Here is an 18284-nt window from a genome sequence, read left to right on the forward strand (position 1 = left end):
ACGTGAAACGCAGAGACATCCTCCTCGCATCCATGGCCGCGGCGCTCGGCAGCGCGGCCCACGCCCAGGTGGGCAACGCACCGGTGCGGATCCTCGTCGGCGCGCCGGCTGGCGGCTCCACCGACACGCTGGCCCGTACGCTGGCCGCGAGCATGGGACCGGCCCTTGGCCGCACCGTGATCGTCGAGAACCGGCCCGGTGCGGGCGGCAACATCGCCGCCGACGCGGTCGCCAAGGCGCCGCCCGACGGCAACACGCTGCTGATGAGCTTCACCAGCCATGCGATCAACGCCACGCTGTATCCGTCGCTGCCCTTCGATCCGGTCAAGGACTTCACCGCGCTGACCGAGGTCGCGACATCGCCGTCGATCCTCGTCGCGCATCCGTCCGTGCCGGCGAACAACGTGCGCGAGTTGATCGCGCTGGCCAAGGCCAAACCGGGCGAGCTGAACTTCGCGATCGGCTCCGTCGGCTCGTCGCTGCACATGGCGGGAGAAGCGTTCAAGATGCAGTCGGGGGTCAATATCGTGAACATTCCCTATCGCGGCACCGCGCCGGCGGTGCAGGACGTGCTGGCCGGGCAGGTGCAACTCATGTTCGCCGCCGTGGGCAACGTTCAGGCCCACATCCAGGCGGGCAAGCTCAAGCCGCTGGGCGTGACCACCGCGAAGCGCTTGCCCGCGTTCCCGGACGTGCAGGCCATCGCGGAGGTGTTGCCGGGCTACGAGTCGAGTGCGTGGTTCGGCCTGTTCGGCCCGGCCCGCATGCCGCCCGAGGTCACGCGCAAGATCAGCGATGCGGCGCGCCAGGCGATCAGGCAGCCCGAGATGCAGCGCCGGCTGGAAGTCGAAGGCGCGATCCCGGTGGGCAATTCGCCGCAGGAGTTCTCGGCTTTCGTGCAGAGCGAGATCAAGCGGTGGTCCAAGGTCGTGAAGTTCTCGGGAGCGAAGCCGGAATGAGCCAGACGCTGGCCCAGAAGCTGATCGCACGTGCGAGCGGGTGCGACGGCGTGTCGGTGGGCGAGATCTTGACCTGCAAGGTCGACATGGCCATGTTCCATGACTCCTCCGGTCCCCGGCGCCTGAAGCCGATGCTGGAGGAACTGGGCGCGCAGATCTGGGACCGATCGCGCGTGGTGCTCGTGATGGACCACTACGTGCCCGAGCGCGACGACGATTCGCGCCGCATCGTGCGCATCGCGCGCGAGTGGGCCCGCGACCAGCAACTGCCGCATGTCTACGACAGCCAGGGCATCTGCCACGTGGTGGTGCCGCAGCACGGGCACATCCGGCCCGGCATGCTATGCGTGGGCGGGGATTCGCATTCGCCGACGGGTGGCGCCTTCGGGGCCTACATGTTCGGCATCGGCAGCACCGAGATGCTCGGCGTGATGGTCACGGGCGAGATCTGGCTGCGCGTGCCCGAGACCATCCGGATGTGGTGGGACGGTGCGTTGTCCGCCGGCGTGACCGCCAAGGACATGATGCTGCACATGATCGGCCGCTTCGGCATGAACGGCGGCGGCTACCAGGCCGTCGAGTTCTGCGGGCCGGGCGTGATGGCGCTGTCGATGCAGGAGCGCATGACGCTGTCGAACATGAGCGCCGAACTCGGTGCGCAGGCCGGGCTGATCGCGCCCGATGCCACGACGGCCGCCTTCCTCGCGGACGCCGGTGCCCCGGAAGTCGACATGGCGCCGTGGTTCACCGACGCCGATGCCGACTTCACGCGCCATCGCTTCGACGCCGCCACGCTGGAGCCGCATGTCGCCGCCCCTCACAGCCCGGCCAATGCGCACGGCGTGAGCCGCTACGTGGGAACGCCCGTGGACGTTGCCTACATCGGCGCGTGCACCGGCGCCAAGCTGGAGGACCTGCGCGCGGCTGCCGAGGTCCTTCGCGGCCACAAAATCGCTGCCGGCGTTCGCCTGATCGTGGCACCGGCCAGCCTGCGCGACCAGGAGCAGGCGCGCGAGGAGGGCGTGCTGCAGGTGCTGCTGGAGGCAGGGGGCGAACTCTTCCCGACCGCATGCGGCGCGTGCTCCGGCTACGGCGACCCGATGGGCGACGACATCACGGTGATCTCGACCACGGCGCGCAACTTCAAGGGCCGCATGGGCTCCGCGTCGGCGCAGGTGTTCCTCGGGTCGCCCTATACGGTGGCTGCAGCGGCGCTTCGTGGCCGGGTCACCGACCCCCGCGAGGTTCTTGCATGACCTCCCCCACCACCCACCGCGTCTGGCGCCTCGGCGCGGACATCGACACCGACGTGCTCGCGCCCGGCCATGCGATGAAGCATGGCATCGAGCGGATCGCCGAACACTGCCTCGAAGCCGTCCGCCCAGAGTTCGCCCGCGAGGTGCGCCCCGGCGACGTGATCGTGGCAGGGCCCAATTTCGGCATCGGCTCCTCGCGGGAGCAGGCAGCTGCGGTGCTGGTGAAACTGGGGGTCGCCGCCGTCATCGCGCCGGCCTACGGTGGCCTGTACTTCCGCAACGCTTTCAACCTGGGCCTGCTGCTGCTGACCTGTCCCGCGGCCGAGACGCTGCGCGAGGGCGATCACATCGCGATCGACAGCGCCGACCTGGCGGTGATCACGCCGGACGGTGCGCGGCTGGCGTGCGAGCCGATCCCCGCATTTCTCATGGACATGGTCCGCGCCGGCGGGCTCATGAACCAGTTGCGCCAGCGTGCTGGCAAGGAACCCATCGATGTCTGACCCTTCCCACGTGACAGCGCTCGACCCCGTCACGCTCGCCGTCCTGCGCGGCCGCCTCGAACAGGTGGCCGACGAGATGGACGCGACGCTCTACCGCAGCGCGTTCAATCCCATCATTGCCGAGGCGCACGATGCCTGCCACGGCCTTTACGACGCCGTGACCGGCGACACCCTGGTGCAGGGCAAGTCCGGCCTGCCGGTCTTCGTCGGCGCGATGGCTTTCGCGGTGCGTGCGACGGCAAAGGCGGCCGAGCCGCGCGGCGGCATGCGCGACGGCGACATCTGGATCAGCAACGACGCCTACGACGGCGGCACGCACGCCAACGACTTCAAGCTGGTGCGGCCTTTCTTCCGCAACGGCAAGCTCTATTGCCACATGGCCTCGGCCGCGCACTGGCACGACGTCGGCGGCGCGGTGCCCGGCAACTACAACCCGGCAGCGACCGAATGCTGGCAGGAGGCGGTGCAGATCCCGCCGGTGCGCATCGTGCGCGACGGCGTGCTCGACGCGGACGTGCTCGCCATCCTGCAGGCCAACACGCGGCTGCCGGACAGCCTCTGGGGCGACCTCAACGGCCAGCTCGCCGCGCTGGAACTCGGTGCGAAAAGGCTGGACGGTCTGCTCGACGAGTACGGCGACGACCTCGTGCTGCAGGCGCTGGGCGAACTGCGCAGCCGCGCCCTGCGGCTGATGCGCTCGCACATCGCATCGCTGCCCGACGGCCGCTACAGCTTCGAGGACGTGCTCGACAACGACGGCATCACCAACGAGCCGCTGACCATCGCGCTCGACATGACCGTCGCAGGCGACCGCCTGTTGCTGGACTTCTCGCGCACCTCGCCGCAGTGCGCGGGCCCCGTGAACATCTCGCGCGCCACGGCGGTCGCCGCCTGCTATGTCGCGCTCAAGCACCTCTTTCCCGACGTGCCGGCCAACGCCGGCGTGCTCGACGCGGTCGACTTCGAGATTCCCGACCGGCTCGTGATCAGCTGCGAGCGCCCGCGCCCCGTGGGCGGCTACACCGAGACCATCCTGCGGATGATCGACGTGATCTTCAGCGCTGCCGCCAAGGCCGACCCCACGCGCGCGGTGGCGCAGGCCTACGGCACCATCAATGCGCTGTCGATCGCGGGCCATCGCAGCGACAAGGGCCGCGAAGGCCAGCGCTGGGTGATGTTCAGCTTCTTCGGCGGCGGGCATGGCGGGCATTCGGGCGGCGACGGGCTCTCGCACGGCAACGCACCGATCTCCACCGCCACCATCCCGCCGCTCGAAATCCTCGAAGCCGCCTATCCGGTGCGATTCACCGAATGGTCACTGCGTGCCGACTCGGCCGGCGACGGGCAGTTCCGTGGCGGCCTCGGCGCTGTCTATGAAATCGAACTGCTGGAGAAGGATGCCGAAGTGTTCGTCTTCGGCGAGCGCGGCACTTCGCCGCCCAAGGGCATTGCCGGTGGCGGGCCGGGCGCCGTCAACGTCTTCCGCTACGAGAACGAAGGCGAGTGGCATGCGCCGCCGATGGTCTCGAAGATGCGCGGCATCCAGCTCGTGCGCGGCGAACGAGTGCGGCTCGAAACCCCCGGCGGAGGCGGCTGGGGCAGTGCGGCCGAACGCCAACCCCGACAGCGTGAGCAGGACTTGGCCATGGGCTACGTGAGCGCCGGCACCGAATCGAAGAAGAAGGCATCCGAATGACATCCACTGGCCCATCCCTCGTCGTCGGCGTTGATGTCGGAGGCACTTTCACCGACCTCTTCGTGCTCGACGAAGCGAACGGTACCGCCCGCATCGTCAAGGTGCCTTCCACGCGCGGCGAGGAAGCGCGCGGCTTCATGAACGGCGTGGCCCGCGTGGCCGACTCCGCAGCGGCGATCGCCACCATCGTGCACGGCACGACGGTCGGAACCAACGCGCTGCTGGAACGCAAGGTGGCGCGCACCGGCATCATCACCACGCGCGGTTTCCGCGACGTGCTGGAAATGCGCCGCCGCGACCGCCCGCAGACCTGGGGCCTGCGCGGCAGCTTCGTCCCGGTCGTGCCGCGCGACCTGCGCCGCGAGGTGGACGAGCGCGTGCTGGCCGACGGCACGCTGCACACGCCGGTGGACCTAGCCCAGGTGCGCGCCGAAGCGCGCGCGCTGCTGGCTGCAGGTTGCGAGGCGGTGTGCGTGTTCTTCATCAACACCTACGCCAATGCAGAGAACGAACGGCTTGCCGTCGCGGCGGTGCGCGAGATCTGGCCCAACGCGCACGTCACCTCGGCCAGCGAGGTGCTGCCTGAGATCCGCGAGTTCGAACGCTGTTCGACCGCCACGCTCAACGCCGCGCTGCAGCCGGTGGTGGGCGGCTATCTCCAGCGGCTGGAATCCGATCTCCGCGCGCAGGGCTTCGACGGCGAACTGTTGGTGGTGCAGAGCAACGGCGGCGTGATGTCGCGGCAGACCGCGAGCGACTTGCCGGTTCGCACCGCGCTCTCGGGCCCTGCGGCCGGCGTCATCGCGTGCGCGGCGATTGCGCGCGCGGCGGGCTTCCCGAATGCGATCACCGGCGACATGGGCGGCACCTCCTTCGACGTATCGCTGGTCGCGAACGGCGAGGCGGCGCTGGCCGCGCAGACGGCGATCGAATTCGGCATGGTGATCCGCTCGCCGATGATCCAGATCGAGACCATCGGCGCCGGCGGCGGCTCGATCGCGTCGGTGGACGCGAGCGGCATGCTGCAGGTCGGCCCCGAATCCGCCGGCAGCGTGCCGGGCCCCGCCTGCTACGGGCGCGGCAACATGCGGCCGACGGTGACCGATGCGAACGTGCTGCTCGGGCGCATCGCCGCCGACCGGCCCCTGGGCGGCGGCCTGCTGGCCGCACTCGATGCGGAGAAGTCACGGCAGGCCATCGAGGAGCACGTGGCGCGCCCACTGGGCCTCGACGTGCATGCCGCGGCCGAGGCCATCCTGACGGTGGCCAATGCGCGCATGGCGGGCGCGATCCGACTTGTCTCGATCGAACGCGGCCATGACCCGCGCCGCTTCGCCTACATGCCCTTCGGCGGCGGCGGTGCGCTGCATGTGTGCGCGATGATGCGCGAGGTCGGCGTCGCCACCGGCATCGTGCCGCGCTATCCGGGCGTCACCTCGGCGCTGGGCTGCGTGATCGCCGACATGCGCCACGACGCCGTGCAGACCATCAACCGGCCGCTGGCCGATCTCGACGTCGGCGACCTGCAGCGGCGCATCGACGAACTCGCCGCCAATTGCCAGCAGCGCCTCGATTCTTCGGGCGTGCGCTTCGATGAAATCCGGGAGGTCGTGGCGCTCGACATGCTCTACGCGGGACAGACCCATACCTTGCCGGTGCTGCTGCCCGATGCACGCAGCGCGCCGCTGACGAACGCGTCGATCCGCGACGCCTTCGAGGCGAGCTACGCGGCAGCCTTCGGCCGCGTGCTCGACGGCATTCCGATCCGGGTGATGAATCTGCGCTATGCACGCATCGGCGTGCGGCCGAAGTTCGATCTCGCCGTGCTGGCACCGGAAGGCGCGGGCAGCATCGAGCCGCTGGGCACGCAGAGGGTGTTCCATCATGGGCAATGGCATGAGGCGGTGCGCTATGCGCGTCTCGAACTGCCGGTCGCGGCGCGCATCGACGGACCGGCGATTCTCGAACAGGCCGACACCACGGTGTGGCTGGAGCCCGGGTTCCACGCGGAGGTCGACCCGCACGGCAATCTTCTCGTGAGGCCGACATGAGCGACGGCGCACCGATCGCGGGCCCGAAGACCGCGCTGGTCATCATCGACCTGCAGAACGACTTTCTCGATCCCAAGGGCGCCTATGCGCGCGGCGGCGACACGAATCCGCCGGCGCTGCTGCTGCCCGCCCGCGTGGCAACGGTCGCACGCGCACTCAAGGCGGCCGGCGGCATGGTCGTCGCGAGCCAGTTCACCTTGTGGCCGGATGCAGCGGGCGAGCCCATGGTGTCGCCCCATCTCAAGGCCTTGCGTTCCTACCTGGCCCGGGGCGACTTCGCGCCCGGCAGTTGGGGCCAGGCGAACGTCGATGCGCTGGCGGGGCTGGTCGACGTGACGGTCAGCAAGGTCGCGTATTCCGCCTTCTTCAACACGCAGCTCGACTGGGTCCTGCGGCGCGCCGGCATCGACACGGTGGCCGTGTGCGGCATCGTCACCAACGGCGGTGTCGCGAGCACCGTGCGAGATGCGCACATGCGCGACTACCGCACGCTGGTGCTGGCCGACGGCTGCGCGGCTTTCGGCGTGGAACGGCACCTGACCTCGCTGGCCGACATGCGCAACGTGGCCGAGGTCACCGACTGCGCCGCCTTCGTCGAGGGGCTCGCATGAAGGACACGTTGGCAACACAGGAGGGCGGCCCCTCGCGTGGCGTCCGTCGTGCGTCGCATGTCGATGCGGAAGTGCATGTGTCGGTGGCGATCGTGGGGGCTGGCGCATGCGGTCTCACGGCCGCATTGATGCTGCATGACGCTGGCGTCGATTGCGTGGTGCTCGAACGCGATGCCGTGCCCAGCGGCTCGACGGCGCTGTCGTCGGGATTCATACCTGCGCCGGGCACGCGCGTGCAGCACGCCCATGGCATCACGGACGACACCCCGGCGCGCTTCGCCGCCGACATCCAGTCCAAGGCCCATGGCCGTGCCGCGCCGGCGCTCGCTGCCGCGTATGCCGCGGCCATCGGCCCCGCGCTCGATGCCTTGCAAGCCCGGCACGGGATGGAGTGGGTGCTTCTCGATGGCTTTCTCTACCCGGGCCACAGCGTTCACCGCATGCATTCGCTGCCGCAGAAGACCGGTGCCGCGCTGATGGCGAAGCTGCAGTCCGCTGTGGAGACTGCGGGGATTCCGGTGCTGACGCAAGCCGTGGTCGATACCCTGGTGCTCGACGCGAAGGATCGAGTGATCGGCATCGACTACCAGCGTCCGGACGGCCATCGCGAAACCCTGGAATGCGATGCGCTGCTGCTGGCCTGCAATGGCTTCGGCGGCAACCCGTCGATGGTGCGCAGCCTCCTGCCCGAGATGGCCGCGGCCACCTTCGGCGGGCACGTCGGCAACGACGGCAGCGCGATCCTGTGGGGACTGGCGCTGTGTGCGCGCCTGCGCGATCTCGGCGGCTACCAGGGGCATGGCTCCTGGGTCACGCCGCAGGGCGCCTTGATGACCTGGGCCGTGATGATGGAAGGCGGCGTGCAGATCAACCGCGAAGGCCGGCGCTTCCACGACGAGACGCACGGCTATTCCGAGGCCGCGGTGCACGTGCTCGCGCAGCCGGGCGGCATCGCATGGAACGTGTTCGATTCGCCGCTGTTGGCGCTGGCCCGGGGCTTCCCCGACTTCCGCGACGCGGAAGCCGCCGGCGCATTGCGCTGCTGCGAGACCGTGTCGGAACTCGCCGCGTGCATCGGTTGCGAAGAGGCCGTATTGCGCCGCACGCTCGATGCGATGCGCGAAGGCACGGCGCAGGCCGACGGACGCGTGTTCACACGCGGACTGGAAGCGCCGTACTACGCCGTGAAGGTCACCGGCGCGCTCTTCCACACGCAGGGCGGACTCGACACGGCCTCCGACATGCGTGTGCTGCACGAGGACGGCAGACTCTTCGACAACCTCCTGGCGGCCGGTGGCGCGGCGGGCGGCGTGTCGGGCGACGAGGTGTGGGGATACCTCTCGGGCAATGGCCTGCTGAGTGCGGTGGCCGGCGGCTACATCGCGGCGCGCACGGCCGCCGCATTGATCCATCCATCGAAAGCAACCCATGTCGCATGACACCTTCAAGACACGCCTGTCGTCGGCCGATATCGTGCTCGCGCCGGGCGTGTACGACGCACTGAGCGCGCTCGTCGCGGAGCAGGCCGGTTTCGAGGCGCTGTATCTCTCGGGCGCATCGATCGCGTACACCCGACTGGCCCGCTCGGACATCGGCCTCACGACGTTCACCGAAGTCGCCGACACACTCGCACGCATCACCGAGCGCGTGAGCCTGCCGGTGATCGTCGATGCGGACACGGGCTTCGGCAATGCGCTCAACACGCAGCGCACCGTGCGCGGCTTCGAGCGGGCCGGCGCGGCCATGGTGCAGATCGAAGACCAGACCTTTCCCAAGCGATGCGGCCATCTCGATGGCAAGGCGGTGGTGTCGGCGCGCGAGATGGCCGGCAAGCTCAATGCCGCGCTGGATGCGCGCATGTCGAGCGATACGCTGATCCTCGCGCGTACCGACGCCGTCGCGGTCGAGGGACTCGACGCGGCGCTCGATCGCGCCGACGCCTACCTCGACTGCGGGGTGGATGCGATCTTCATCGAGGCATTGCGGTCACCCGAGCAGATGGATGCCGCTTGCGCGCGTTTCGCGCACCGCGTGCCGTTGCTCGCCAACATGGTCGAAGGCGGGAAGACGCCGATCCAGGATGCGGATGCGCTGCAGGCCCACGGCTTCCGCATCGCCATCTTTCCGGGCGGCACCGCGCGGGCAGTCGTGCACACGCTGCAGGGCTACTACGCGAGCCTGCACCAGCATCGCACCACGCAGCCCTGGCGTCCGCAGATGCTCGATTTCGATGCGCTGAACGATGTCATCGGCACGCCTGAACTGATGCGTGCCGGGCAGAAATACGAATAGAGGAGCGCGCGGCGCGGCCGGCGCAGGATCAGGCGCGCCCGAGCACCTTTCGCAAGGCGGACTTGAGCGGCGTGCTTCCGAAGATCAGGCGCGAATACGTGACGAACAGGGAGCGCGGCAGCACCAGGCTGCCGTAGTAGTACACGCGATGCTGCCGGGGCGCATTCAGGGTGTCGGGATGCCGCAGCACCTTGCGCAGCAACTGGCGATCCTTGCCGTTACCCGAGAGCCACCGTTCGAGGAAGGTCAGCCAGAGATAGCCGCCCTGGTCTTCGAGCGGGCGCCACAGGGTGGCCGCTCCCGGCTTGATCTTCTCGAGCTGTGCGCGCAGCCACTGGTCGTAGCGGCTCGCGCGCTTCCGCGTCGCGCGGATCTGATCAAGCGTGATCATCGATCCCGACGTGGCGGAAGTGTCGTGAACGCGGTAGCGGGTCAGGGGTTCGGGAATCCACGCCGTGGCGCTGAGGAAGGTCGCCGCGGTGCACAGCTGCAGGTCCTGGTACATCAGCCGGTCGCTGTCCAGGGGCCCGATGGCCGCCAGCACCTCCTTGCGAAAGGCCAATGCCGAGGTCAGCGAGAGCACCGGCGTCGATGCCGCCGTCACGGCCTCTTCCACGAGCCAGCCCTCGGGGCCTTTGCCGCCGGGGTAGTGGGGTGCGAGCCCCAGATGCGGGCGTCCGTCGGAAAAACGCTGCATGCGGTGATGGACCCAACCGGGGTATTGGCCATCGACGGGCCTGCGCAGCGCGCTGAGCACCATTTCGATACGCTGGGGCGCCATGGTGTCGTCTGCGTCGAGCAGGACCACCACATCGCCGGAACAAGCGCGTATCGCGGCGTTGGTGGCCGAACAGATACCGCCGTTGGCCTGATGGATGGCCTTGATTGCCGGGTGGCGCGACGCGTAGGCGTCGATCACTTCCGCCGAGTTGTCGGTCGAGCCGTCGTTCACGACGACGATCTCGTCGGGCGGCGCCGTCTGGTCGAGGCAACTGTCAAGGCATTCCGGGAGGAATCGCCCGTAGTTGAAGCAGATGATGGCCACGCTCACCGAAGGTTTCGGTGGCAGTTCACTCAACATCAGGGGTTCGATCGCAAGACGGGCTGGAGAGCTATCGGACATTCTTGCAGCCTTCATATGACGGATTCAGACAGGTAGCACCAACTGTGCCGACACATCCTCCTCGGAGTCATGCGACGGGTGATTTTGCGGAGCAACCCTGCGCTGCGTGGTCATCTTGTTGCCACGTATTTCGTCGGAAAACGCTGACGATAGTGTGACAAGGCTGCCCTATCGCTGACTCTGGCGAGGGTCTGAAGATTAATCGCGCTGCGTGACCGCATAAAGTCGGGGGCATGGCACTTCTTCGACAAACGACATCCCCATTCATCGAATCGCCGCCACCTGGCGCAACTGCATTTCGTTTCATTTCTTTCGGCTTCGCCGCTGCGGTCACGGCGCTTGCGTTGCTTGGTTGCGCTTCGAAGCCTGCACCCGCATCGGGAACGAGTTCGAAAGCGGCCGCGGCATCGAGTTCATCGAAGGCCGAGTCGCATGCCGAACCCTCTTCAGCTTCGTCGTCGCGATCCACACGCACGGCCAAATCCTCGAGCGCGAAGAAGACCGCGAAGAGCGGATCGCGCGGCAAGGCGGCCGATCCGAAACCCGCGGCGGTGGCGAAGGCGGACAGGAACTTCCTCAAGCCGGCAGGCGGCGCGGTCATCGCCCGTTTCGACGGACGTCGCAACAAGGGCGTGGACTTCGCAGGTGGGAAGGGCGATCCGGTCTATGCGGCACGCGACGGCCGCGTTGTCTATTCAGCCGCCGGGCCGCGAGGCTATGGGCAGTTGGTCATGATCAAGCACGACGCGTCCTATGTGACCGCCTATGCGCACAACAGCCAGTTGCTCGTCAAGGAAGGGCAGTCGGTGAAGCGGGGCCAGGTGATCGCCCGCATGGGCAGCACCGAGTCCGATCGCGTGAAGCTGCACTTCGAACTGCGAAAGAACGGCAACGCGGTCGACCCGCTTCAGTATCTGGAATCCGGCGAAGCTGCCGCACCGGCCGCGGCCTCCGAAGCGCAGTGAGCGTCGATCCTCCTTCAGGTCATTAGCTCGCGCAGCACCATGTAGGCGCCCAAGAGCGCCAGGCCGATGAAGAAGCATCGCTTGAAGACCGGCACCGGAAGCCGCACCCGGATCCACTGTCCGATGGCCATGCCCGCGATCGCCGGCACCAGCATGGCCAGTGAAGCACCGAACAAGGGCACCGAGTAGCTGTCCTGCCCGGCCAGCGCCAGGCCCAGGGCGATGGTGGAGGTCGTGAACGAGAGCCCCATCGCCTGGATCAGTTCGTCGCGCGTCAGCCCCAGCGATTGCAGGTAGACCACGGCAGGCAACACGAAGACGCCGGTCAGCGCGGTGATTCCGCCGGTCAGGATGCCCGCGATCGGGCCGAGCCAGCGTTCGTGCCGCGCGGGGAGCCTCAGTGGCCGAGCCAACAGTCCCCACGCCGCGTAGCCGACCAGGGAAAGACCGAGAGCCGCGGCGGCGCCCGCACCGGCCGGTGCTCCGAAGGTCCACGCGGCCGAGAGCGTTCCCACGACCACGCCGGCCTGCATGCCGCCCAGGCGCCACGCGATCCGCCGCAATGTGGCCCAGGGCCGCAGTTGCCACACATTGGTCACGAGGGAGGGCACGATCAGCAATGCAGCGGCCGCGGCAGGCGGCATCCAGACGGCCAGCAAGGCCATCGACAGCGTCGGAAGCCCCAGCCCGATCACGCCCTTGACGGTGCCCGCGAGCGTGAAGACCGCGGCGACCACTGCCCACACCATGAAGCCTTGACCCGACAAGGCGACCAGTTCCGTATTCGTCATGCGGCCAGTGTCGCGAGAACGCCCGAGGTCGAAAATGCGGATCTCGCACACGCTGCCTCAGTCCCAGCCTGAGGATGCCGTGCTACCGTCGGCACCATGCGATTCGACCTCACCGACCTTCGGCTGTTCGCGAACATCGTCGACGCCGGCAGCATCACCGGCGGCGCTGCGCAGACCCACATGACGCTCGCTTCGGCGAGCCAGCGCGTGCTCGGCATGGAGGAAGACCTCGGCACGCCGCTGCTGTTGCGTTCCAAGCGGGGCGTGCAACCGACGGAAGCGGGGCACACGCTGGTCCATCACGCCCGGCTGGTGCTGCAGCAGATGGAGCGCCTGCGCGGCGATCTTGGCGAGTACGGCGCCGGCCTGCAGGGCCACGTGCGGCTCCTGTGCAATACCTCGGCGATGACGGAACACCTGCCCGAGGCCCTGGGCACCTTCCTCGCGCAGCATCCGCGCGTCTCGGTGGAACTCGAAGAGCAGGGCAGCACGGAGATCGTCGATGCCGTGCGCGCGGGGCTCTGCGACATCGGCATCGTCACCGACGCGGTCGATGTCGAAGGACTGCAGAGTGCCGTGTTCCGGCGCGACGACTTGGTGCTGATCGTGCCGCGCGGCCACCCGCTCGCGCGCCGGCGCAAGGTTGTGCTGGCCGAGGTGGTCGATGCGCGCTTCGTCGGCCTGGCGGAAGGAAATCCGCTCCAGGCGCACGTCGCGCTCCATGCCCGGCGGCTCGGCAAGCGGCTGAACTACCGCGTGCGGGTCCGCGGCTTCGACGCCGTGTGCCGCATGGTCGAGCAGGGCATCGGCATCGCGATCGTGCCCAAGGCGGCGGCGGACCGTTCCGCCTCGTCGATGCACATCCGCCGCATTCCCGTTGCGGAGGCATGGGCCGAGCGCTACCTGCTGGCCTGTGTGCGCGATATCGAGGGGCTGCCGCTGAACGCGCGCCGCATGCTGGAGCACCTTCTCGCGGAAGCGCCAGCGGGGCGGCGATGACCGCCGCGGCCCCGCTCAGTTCGTGACCGAGACAATGTGCGCCTGGATCTTTCCGTCGACCGGCCCGGTGCCGAATCGAGCGGCAATCGCCGCAGCCGACCTTGCCGTGGCCGTCGCCAGATCCGCGCCGCCGCGAGCCTCGATCTCGTTGCGCAGGGGCGTGCCCTGGCAGTAGGCGATGGCGGGCGTCTCTGCCGAAGCCGCGCGACTTCTCGCTTCCTTTGTCTCGAAGCCGGGCGCCGCCCCGAAGCCGCCCGCCGAGAGGTCGGCCGAAATCGCGATCCGGTCGTAGTAGCCGTGCGGCGTGCGCGCCATGAAGCGCGGCGGGTCGTCGGGAAACAGGGCCGCCAGCGCCTGCGTGACCACATCGGCGAATTCGTTCTCCTCGATGCGATCCCAGGCGTTGAACAGGAAGGTGCCGCCGGGACGCAGCACGCGCCGCGCCTCGGCATACGCGTGCGCCTTGTCGGGGAAGAACATCACGCCGAACTGGCAGACAACGACGTCGAAGCTGGCGTCGGCGAAGGGCAGTTGCATCGCGTCGGCGTGCTGCCATGTCACGGGCCGGCTGGTGCCGGTCGCCTTGGCGCGATCGAGCATGGGCTGGTTGAGGTCGGTGGCCACCAGTTCCACGGCGGCGGGCAGCGCACTCGCCATGGCGCGTGTGACGACGCCGGTTCCTGCCGCCGTCTCGAGCACGCGGGTCGGCTGGAGCGCGGCAACGCGTCCGGCGAGATCCTCGGCATAGGGCGCGAAGATCATCGGCACCATCAGGGTGTCGTACAACTCGGGAATCGAACCGGCGAAGAGAGCGTCCGAAGGGGATCCGGCCATGAGCCACTTCCTTTCTCTGTCGCCGGCAACATGTCGCGGCAGCAGCGTAGAGGATCTTAGGCGCGGCGCAGGCAATCTCCTACAGTGCCAGGCGCACCCCGCCCACCGTGCCTCGGCGCCGCGCTGCTAGGGTGCACGGGCATGAAAAAGTCCATCCTTGTCTCCATTGGTTTGGCCGCCTGCTGCACCGGCGTGTTCGCGGAGGATCTGAAGTTGCCGCTCGACAGCAGCGACAAGGGCACGGTCTACGTCAATCCCAACGTGACGCCGACCGAGACCTCCGTCAACACCAACGGCGCCACGCTTGGCGTGGAGCGGCCCGACGGAAGCGGGCTTCGCGCCGGCGTCGATACCTCGGCGGAGCGATCGAAATACTCCGTCGGCGCCAGCACGGGCGGGAAGCGCTCGTTTTCGGCGGATGCCTTCTCGGACGGGAAGAACAACGCAGGCGTCAAGGCCGGCGTGACGATCAAGTACTAGTCACTGGTCGGCGGGCTCACTTGCCGAAGGCCGACGCGGGCATCCGCAGTTCGGTGAGCTTCCAGTCGACGAATCCACTGCGCTCGAAGACGAGGCCGAGCCGTTCAGAATTCGGCGCGTCGGGCTTCGCGGGATCGACGGCATACGCGGTGATCTTGCTCGGGCCCTGACGCTCGATCACCCAACGCGCTTTGTTCTCCGTCGGCGCGCGGTCGGGTGGCGGGGCAGTGTCGGCCGCTGAAGGCGCTTCGCCTGCCGCCTGAGGCGGCGGTGCAGGCGGAGAAGGCGCGGCGGCAGGCTTGGCCAGTTGCCCGTTCTTCATCGCGGCCATCACCGTCTCGGGACGCACCATCGCGTCCACCAGCTGATTCACCAGGCCCAGGCCGATCATGCTGCCCAGCGCCGCAAGCGGATTGCGCGAATGCTGCGTGCCCAGTTTCTGCGCGACGATGGCGGAAAACTGGCCCTTGAGGCTGTCTCGGACGCGGGGATAGTCGACGTGGGCGTTGAAGGTCTCCGCATCGCCTTCCTGGGCTGCCGTCTGCAACTGGCGCACGGCCAGGAAAGGTGACCAATACCAGTAGGCCGCGAGGGCCGCAAGAAGGATCAGTGCGGCTGCAAGAAGACTTCTGCTTTTCATTGCGCGATTCTGCACGCGCAAAAAAACGGCCCGCACGAGGCGGGCCGTTTCGATGGGCGCTATGCGGCGCTCAGGTCAGGGCACGTTGGCCGAGTTCACCTGGTAGGGCTTGCCGGGCAGCGACATCTTGCCGCCGTACTCGATCTTGGTCGAGCCGGTCGCAACCACCGGGCAGCCACCGCTGGCCTTCGGGCACGAGCCGCCGTCGGAGAAGATCACCGGGCCGTAGCGGAAGTTGTGGATGCCCTTGCCGGCAAAGTCGGCAACCGTCATCACGTAGCCGGTGTTGGCGAAGTTCTCCGCATCTTCAGCCGCGATCGGATCCTGGATCCGCGGATCCTGCAGCGTCCGGATCACGCTGGCATTGCTGCCGAAGCGCACCCACGAGATCTTGCGATCGCCGCGAGAAGTCACGAGCACCTGCTCGTTGTTGGGCTCGATGTTGCCATTGTCCGGCTCGCCCTTCGACGTGGCCAGCGAGGTCGGATTGCGGCCGACGTTGATCGCGAACTGCGTGAGTTCCGAGATCTGCGATGCGCTAGGCGAAGCCACCGTACCGCCCGGCGCGTAGTTGCCGAGGTTGTAGGTGCGCAGCGAGCCGTCCTGCGTCGCGATCCAGGCGCGCTGCGTGCCGCCGAAGATGGTGGTCTTCACCGCGGTCGGCTTGTCGGCCAGCGAGATGATCTTCGCCACGGTCGGCTTCTGCGACGGCGTGTTCGCAAAGGAGTACGGCCACTGGCCATCCGCCTGACCCAGGCTCGCCATGCGCGAGTTGAAGGTGTTGACGTCGCCACCGAAGTACACGCTGTTCACGTAGCTGAACAGTGGCTTCAGGTCGATGAACGCAGCCTTCTTCTCCGACTTCGAGACCACCACCGCCATGCCACCCTTGGCGTACTTGCCCGCGTAGCTTCCGTTGAGGAAGTTCTGCCGGTTGGCCTGGTTGGTCAACGGGTTGTCGAGGCCCATGAAGTTGCCGCCGACCAGCATGGTCTGGAACTGGTCCATGCCCGTGGTCACGGCGATCTCGGTCGGCGCGTTCATCGCCGTGCCGTCGCTCGCGACGAGGTCGATGTAGCCCAGGATCTTCATGAAGGCGATGTTGCCCATGTTGGCCAGGCCCGGGTAGGGCGACATCCACTCATGCCACCAGTCGTAATAGGCGCGCTTGCCGTTGGTGCCGTTGCTGTACGGATCACAGCCATCGCACAGGCCGGCTAGTGCCACCACGGCAACCTGGCCCTTCTGGGTCTGGGTGTCCCACACCGTGACCAGCGCGAACTCGCTGTCGTTGGTCATGGCGATGCCCGTCGGTACCTTGTTGGCCGGGAGCTTGACGGTCGTGTCGTTGCTGGCCGTGTTGCTGCCCACGGTGCCGATGACGCCGTTCTGGAACGCCACGAGCGCTTCGGCACAGAAGCCGGCGCGGCCGCCGCAACGGGCGATCGCGACCGGGTCGCCCGACACGACGCCTGCCGACTTGTACGCCATCACGTTGAGGCTGTTCATGCCGCCACCCGGGGCTGCTGCAATGGTCCAGCTCAGCTGGGGCAGTTGCGCGAAGGTGTTGTACATGAAGCCGGAGACCTGGAAGTCGGTCACGCCGACGTTCGTCGACGGGCTGTCCGCCTGGAACACCAGGTTGGCCTGGTTCGTCGAGTACGAGCCGGCATTGCCGGTGCGCGATCCGATCTGCCACGTGTACGGGTATTCCGGGAAGGTCTGGTTCCCGCGCGGCCCGTACAGCTGCGTGCCGCCGCCGGCGCCATAGGACGCGGCATCGGGACCGTAGCGGTAGGCGAGGCCGGCGCTGCCGCTGTACGCGGCGGCCATGTCGTTGTAGGCCTTGGCGACGATATTGCCGGACGAGTCGACCACGTCACCAGGCAGGGCTGCGCCAGGCGCCGAGGGGGCGGGAGCGGGTGCAGGTGCGGGAGCCGGCGCGGGGGCCGGTGCAGGTGCCGGGGCGGGAGCCGGTGCCGGCGAGGGTGCCGGGGCAGCAGGCGCGGGCGCCGGTGCCGGAGCAGGTGCCGGGGCGGCAGTGCCGGCCGCTTCGCACGTGCGGGGAGCAGGCACGCCAGGGTTGCCGAACACGTCGACATGGCACATGACCTGCGTATTGGCCGGGATGCCGCGGCTCTTCCAGCTGGTGCCGCTGCCGAAGCGAACGTCCGTGTACTTGGGAACCGTGAAGATGTCGCCTTCGTTGGCTACCTTGACGTAGCCGCTGGGAGCAGGCGCCGGGGCCGGAGCGGGTGCCGGCGCCGGAGCAGGCGCCGCAGGGGCCGGAGCCGGAGCGGGCGCGGGAGCCGGAGCAGGCGCATCGGCAGTGCCGGTTTCGCAGACGCGGGGCGCGGGCACGCCCGGGTTGCCGAAGACGTCGACGTGGCACATGACAGCCGTGTTGGCCGGCACGCCCCGGCTCGTCCAGCTGGTACCGCTGCCAAAACGAACGTCCGTGTACACCGGCACGGTGAAGATTTCGCCTTCGTTGGCGAGGTGGGTGACCTTCTGGGAGTTCGTCGACTTGACCGTCGAGGCATTGGCTGCGCTCGGGTCGGCGACCAAAGTGCCGGTCGCGTTCGAATCGGCTGCCGCGACAGTGGCGGCAGCGGCGTTTGTTCCTGCAACGGCGCCCAAGCCGCTGCCATTGCTTCCTCCGCCCCCGCAGCCGGCGAGTGTTCCGGCAGCAATAAGGAGCAAAAGAGAACTTTTATCTATTGATTTCAAACAAAAAACCTCAAGTTTTGGAAAGATGACGGTTTGTACGTGGGAGGCCTCCTACGCGGCAAGTGTTCTTTCAAATCTTTTCCCAATGTGTATTGGGTTCCCTAAGGCGCTGTTACAACCGTTATGCACAGTCACGAGTTCAACGTGAACTTCTTGATTAATTGCAAGATTTGCGTGTAACCGTAGGCAACATTGCAGAATCTGCTTTTATCTTTCGAGATGTTGCAAGGTGTCTCGACTTCGGCGCCGTCCGGGACCCTGCCGGGACCTCCGCCTACACGTTTTTGCGCTGCCGCCAGCAGCGAAAAAGGTGCGCCATCGCCTAATTTGTAAGAGGCGAAAAGGAGATGCGAA

Annotated in this window: 17 protein-coding genes; 11 read left to right on the forward strand and 6 right to left on the reverse strand. The window is 67.7% G+C overall.

Features of this window, described 5'->3' with window-relative positions; all coding sequences use genetic code 11:
• Window positions 1-2: 2 nt before the first annotated feature.
• Genes ACSFBL_RS19490 through ACSFBL_RS19525 form a run of 8 tightly spaced genes read left to right on the forward strand, consistent with a single transcriptional unit; the run spans window position 3 to window position 9368 of the window.
• Complete coding sequence (locus tag ACSFBL_RS19490) at window positions 3-959, forward strand: tripartite tricarboxylate transporter substrate binding protein (RefSeq protein WP_435517457.1); 957 nt, start codon at window positions 3-5, stop codon at window positions 957-959.
• Window positions 956-2215, forward strand: coding sequence for a 3-isopropylmalate dehydratase large subunit (locus ACSFBL_RS19495; RefSeq protein WP_435517458.1), 1260 nt, complete (start codon window positions 956-958; stop codon window positions 2213-2215). The genes ACSFBL_RS19490 and ACSFBL_RS19495 overlap by 4 nt, the downstream gene beginning before the upstream one ends.
• Window positions 2212-2718 (forward strand): LeuD/DmdB family oxidoreductase small subunit, encoded by a 507-nt coding sequence (locus tag ACSFBL_RS19500; RefSeq protein ID WP_435517459.1) that lies wholly within the window; start codon window positions 2212-2214, stop codon window positions 2716-2718. The genes ACSFBL_RS19495 and ACSFBL_RS19500 overlap by 4 nt, the downstream gene beginning before the upstream one ends.
• Window positions 2711-4414 (forward strand): hydantoinase B/oxoprolinase family protein, encoded by a 1704-nt coding sequence (locus ACSFBL_RS19505; RefSeq protein WP_435517460.1) that lies wholly within the window; start codon window positions 2711-2713, stop codon window positions 4412-4414. Before ACSFBL_RS19500 ends, ACSFBL_RS19505 begins: the two co-directional genes overlap by 8 nt.
• The gene (locus ACSFBL_RS19510; protein ID WP_435517461.1) at window positions 4411-6465 is read left to right on the forward strand and encodes a hydantoinase/oxoprolinase family protein; all 2055 of its coding nucleotides are present in this window, start codon (window positions 4411-4413) and stop codon (window positions 6463-6465) included. The genes ACSFBL_RS19505 and ACSFBL_RS19510 overlap by 4 nt, the downstream gene beginning before the upstream one ends.
• Window positions 6462-7076: a cysteine hydrolase family protein gene (locus ACSFBL_RS19515; protein ID WP_435517462.1), complete on the forward strand. Its 615-nt coding sequence runs from the start codon at window positions 6462-6464 to the stop codon at window positions 7074-7076. The genes ACSFBL_RS19510 and ACSFBL_RS19515 overlap by 4 nt, the downstream gene beginning before the upstream one ends.
• Complete coding sequence (locus tag ACSFBL_RS19520; RefSeq protein WP_435517463.1) at window positions 7073-8515, forward strand: FAD-dependent oxidoreductase; 1443 nt, start codon at window positions 7073-7075, stop codon at window positions 8513-8515. The genes ACSFBL_RS19515 and ACSFBL_RS19520 overlap by 4 nt, the downstream gene beginning before the upstream one ends.
• On the forward strand, window positions 8505-9368 hold the full coding sequence (locus tag ACSFBL_RS19525; protein ID WP_435517464.1) for an isocitrate lyase/PEP mutase family protein: 864 nt from the start codon (window positions 8505-8507) through the stop codon (window positions 9366-9368). Before ACSFBL_RS19520 ends, ACSFBL_RS19525 begins: the two co-directional genes overlap by 11 nt.
• 28 nt (window positions 9369-9396) lie before the next feature.
• Here the strand turns inward: ACSFBL_RS19525 and ACSFBL_RS19530 are convergent, their stop codons facing one another.
• On the reverse strand, window positions 9397-10449 hold the full coding sequence (locus ACSFBL_RS19530) for a glycosyltransferase family 2 protein (RefSeq protein ID WP_435517465.1): 1053 nt from the start codon (window positions 10447-10449) through the stop codon (window positions 9397-9399).
• A gap of 109 nt (window positions 10450-10558) precedes the next feature.
• On the reverse strand, window positions 10559-11017 hold the full coding sequence (locus tag ACSFBL_RS19535; protein WP_435517466.1) for a hypothetical protein: 459 nt from the start codon (window positions 11015-11017) through the stop codon (window positions 10559-10561).
• Window positions 11018-11042: 25 nt separating this feature from the next.
• Here ACSFBL_RS19535 and ACSFBL_RS19540 point away from each other — a divergent pair, with 25 nt between their 5' ends.
• Window positions 11043-11456: a M23 family metallopeptidase gene (locus tag ACSFBL_RS19540; RefSeq protein WP_435517467.1), complete on the forward strand. Its 414-nt coding sequence runs from the start codon at window positions 11043-11045 to the stop codon at window positions 11454-11456.
• Window positions 11457-11470: 14 nt separating this feature from the next.
• Here ACSFBL_RS19540 and ACSFBL_RS19545 read toward each other — a convergent pair whose 3' ends face one another.
• Complete coding sequence (locus tag ACSFBL_RS19545; protein WP_435517468.1) at window positions 11471-12247, reverse strand: sulfite exporter TauE/SafE family protein; 777 nt, start codon at window positions 12245-12247, stop codon at window positions 11471-11473.
• Window positions 12248-12343: 96 nt separating this feature from the next.
• Between ACSFBL_RS19545 and ACSFBL_RS19550 the strand changes: the two genes are divergently transcribed.
• Window positions 12344-13246: a LysR substrate-binding domain-containing protein gene (locus ACSFBL_RS19550; RefSeq protein ID WP_435517469.1), complete on the forward strand. Its 903-nt coding sequence runs from the start codon at window positions 12344-12346 to the stop codon at window positions 13244-13246.
• Between the two features lie 15 nt (window positions 13247-13261).
• Here the strand turns inward: ACSFBL_RS19550 and ACSFBL_RS19555 are convergent, their stop codons facing one another.
• Complete coding sequence (locus tag ACSFBL_RS19555) at window positions 13262-14080, reverse strand: class I SAM-dependent methyltransferase (protein ID WP_435517470.1); 819 nt, start codon at window positions 14078-14080, stop codon at window positions 13262-13264.
• Between the two features lie 141 nt (window positions 14081-14221).
• Between ACSFBL_RS19555 and ACSFBL_RS19560 the strand changes: the two genes are divergently transcribed.
• Window positions 14222-14560 carry a hypothetical protein gene (locus ACSFBL_RS19560; RefSeq protein ID WP_435517471.1) on the forward strand — a complete coding sequence of 113 codons (339 nt, stop codon included), beginning with the start codon at window positions 14222-14224 and terminating at the stop codon, window positions 14558-14560.
• A 16-nt stretch (window positions 14561-14576) separates the two neighbouring features.
• On the opposite strand, the gene ACSFBL_RS19565 is transcribed toward ACSFBL_RS19560, so the two are convergent.
• Together ACSFBL_RS19565 and ACSFBL_RS19570 are read right to left on the reverse strand one after the other, a co-directional pair.
• Entirely contained in the window at window positions 14577-15200 is a 624-nt protein-coding gene (locus ACSFBL_RS19565; RefSeq protein ID WP_435517472.1) for a DUF2939 domain-containing protein, read from the reverse strand.
• Window positions 15201-15275: 75 nt separating this feature from the next.
• A complete protein-coding gene (locus tag ACSFBL_RS19570) occupies window positions 15276-17840 on the reverse strand; it encodes a hypothetical protein (protein ID WP_435517473.1) in 2565 nt (854 codons plus the stop codon).
• Between the last annotated feature and the right edge of the window lie 444 nt (window positions 17841-18284).

Origin of the sequence: Variovorax glacialis, from assembly GCF_051216375.1 — a bacterium.
Classification (GTDB): domain Bacteria; phylum Pseudomonadota; class Gammaproteobacteria; order Burkholderiales; family Burkholderiaceae_C; genus Variovorax.

Excerpts from the sequence above, each read along its gene's own strand:
- ACSFBL_RS19560 (WP_435517471.1), top strand. The coding sequence starts at position 14,222 with ATGAAAAAGTCCATCCTTGTCTCCATTGGTTTGGCCGCCTGCTGCACC.
- ACSFBL_RS19525 (WP_435517464.1), top strand. The coding sequence starts at position 8,505 with ATGTCGCATGACACCTTCAAGACACGCCTGTCGTCGGCCGATATCGTG.
- ACSFBL_RS19515 (WP_435517462.1), top strand. The coding sequence starts at position 6,462 with ATGAGCGACGGCGCACCGATCGCGGGCCCGAAGACCGCGCTGGTCATC.
- ACSFBL_RS19530 (WP_435517465.1), bottom strand. The coding sequence starts at position 10,449 with ATGTTGAGTGAACTGCCACCGAAACCTTCGGTGAGCGTGGCCATCATC.
- ACSFBL_RS19565 (WP_435517472.1), bottom strand. The coding sequence starts at position 15,200 with ATGAAAAGCAGAAGTCTTCTTGCAGCCGCACTGATCCTTCTTGCGGCC.
- ACSFBL_RS19500 (WP_435517459.1), top strand. The coding sequence starts at position 2,212 with ATGACCTCCCCCACCACCCACCGCGTCTGGCGCCTCGGCGCGGACATC.
- ACSFBL_RS19520 (WP_435517463.1), top strand. The coding sequence starts at position 7,073 with ATGAAGGACACGTTGGCAACACAGGAGGGCGGCCCCTCGCGTGGCGTC.
- ACSFBL_RS19545 (WP_435517468.1), bottom strand. The coding sequence starts at position 12,247 with ATGACGAATACGGAACTGGTCGCCTTGTCGGGTCAAGGCTTCATGGTG.
- ACSFBL_RS19510 (WP_435517461.1), top strand. The coding sequence starts at position 4,411 with ATGACATCCACTGGCCCATCCCTCGTCGTCGGCGTTGATGTCGGAGGC.
- ACSFBL_RS19550 (WP_435517469.1), top strand. The coding sequence starts at position 12,344 with ATGCGATTCGACCTCACCGACCTTCGGCTGTTCGCGAACATCGTCGAC.
- ACSFBL_RS19505 (WP_435517460.1), top strand. The coding sequence starts at position 2,711 with ATGTCTGACCCTTCCCACGTGACAGCGCTCGACCCCGTCACGCTCGCC.
- ACSFBL_RS19555 (WP_435517470.1), bottom strand. The coding sequence starts at position 14,080 with ATGGCCGGATCCCCTTCGGACGCTCTCTTCGCCGGTTCGATTCCCGAG.
- ACSFBL_RS19495 (WP_435517458.1), top strand. The coding sequence starts at position 956 with ATGAGCCAGACGCTGGCCCAGAAGCTGATCGCACGTGCGAGCGGGTGC.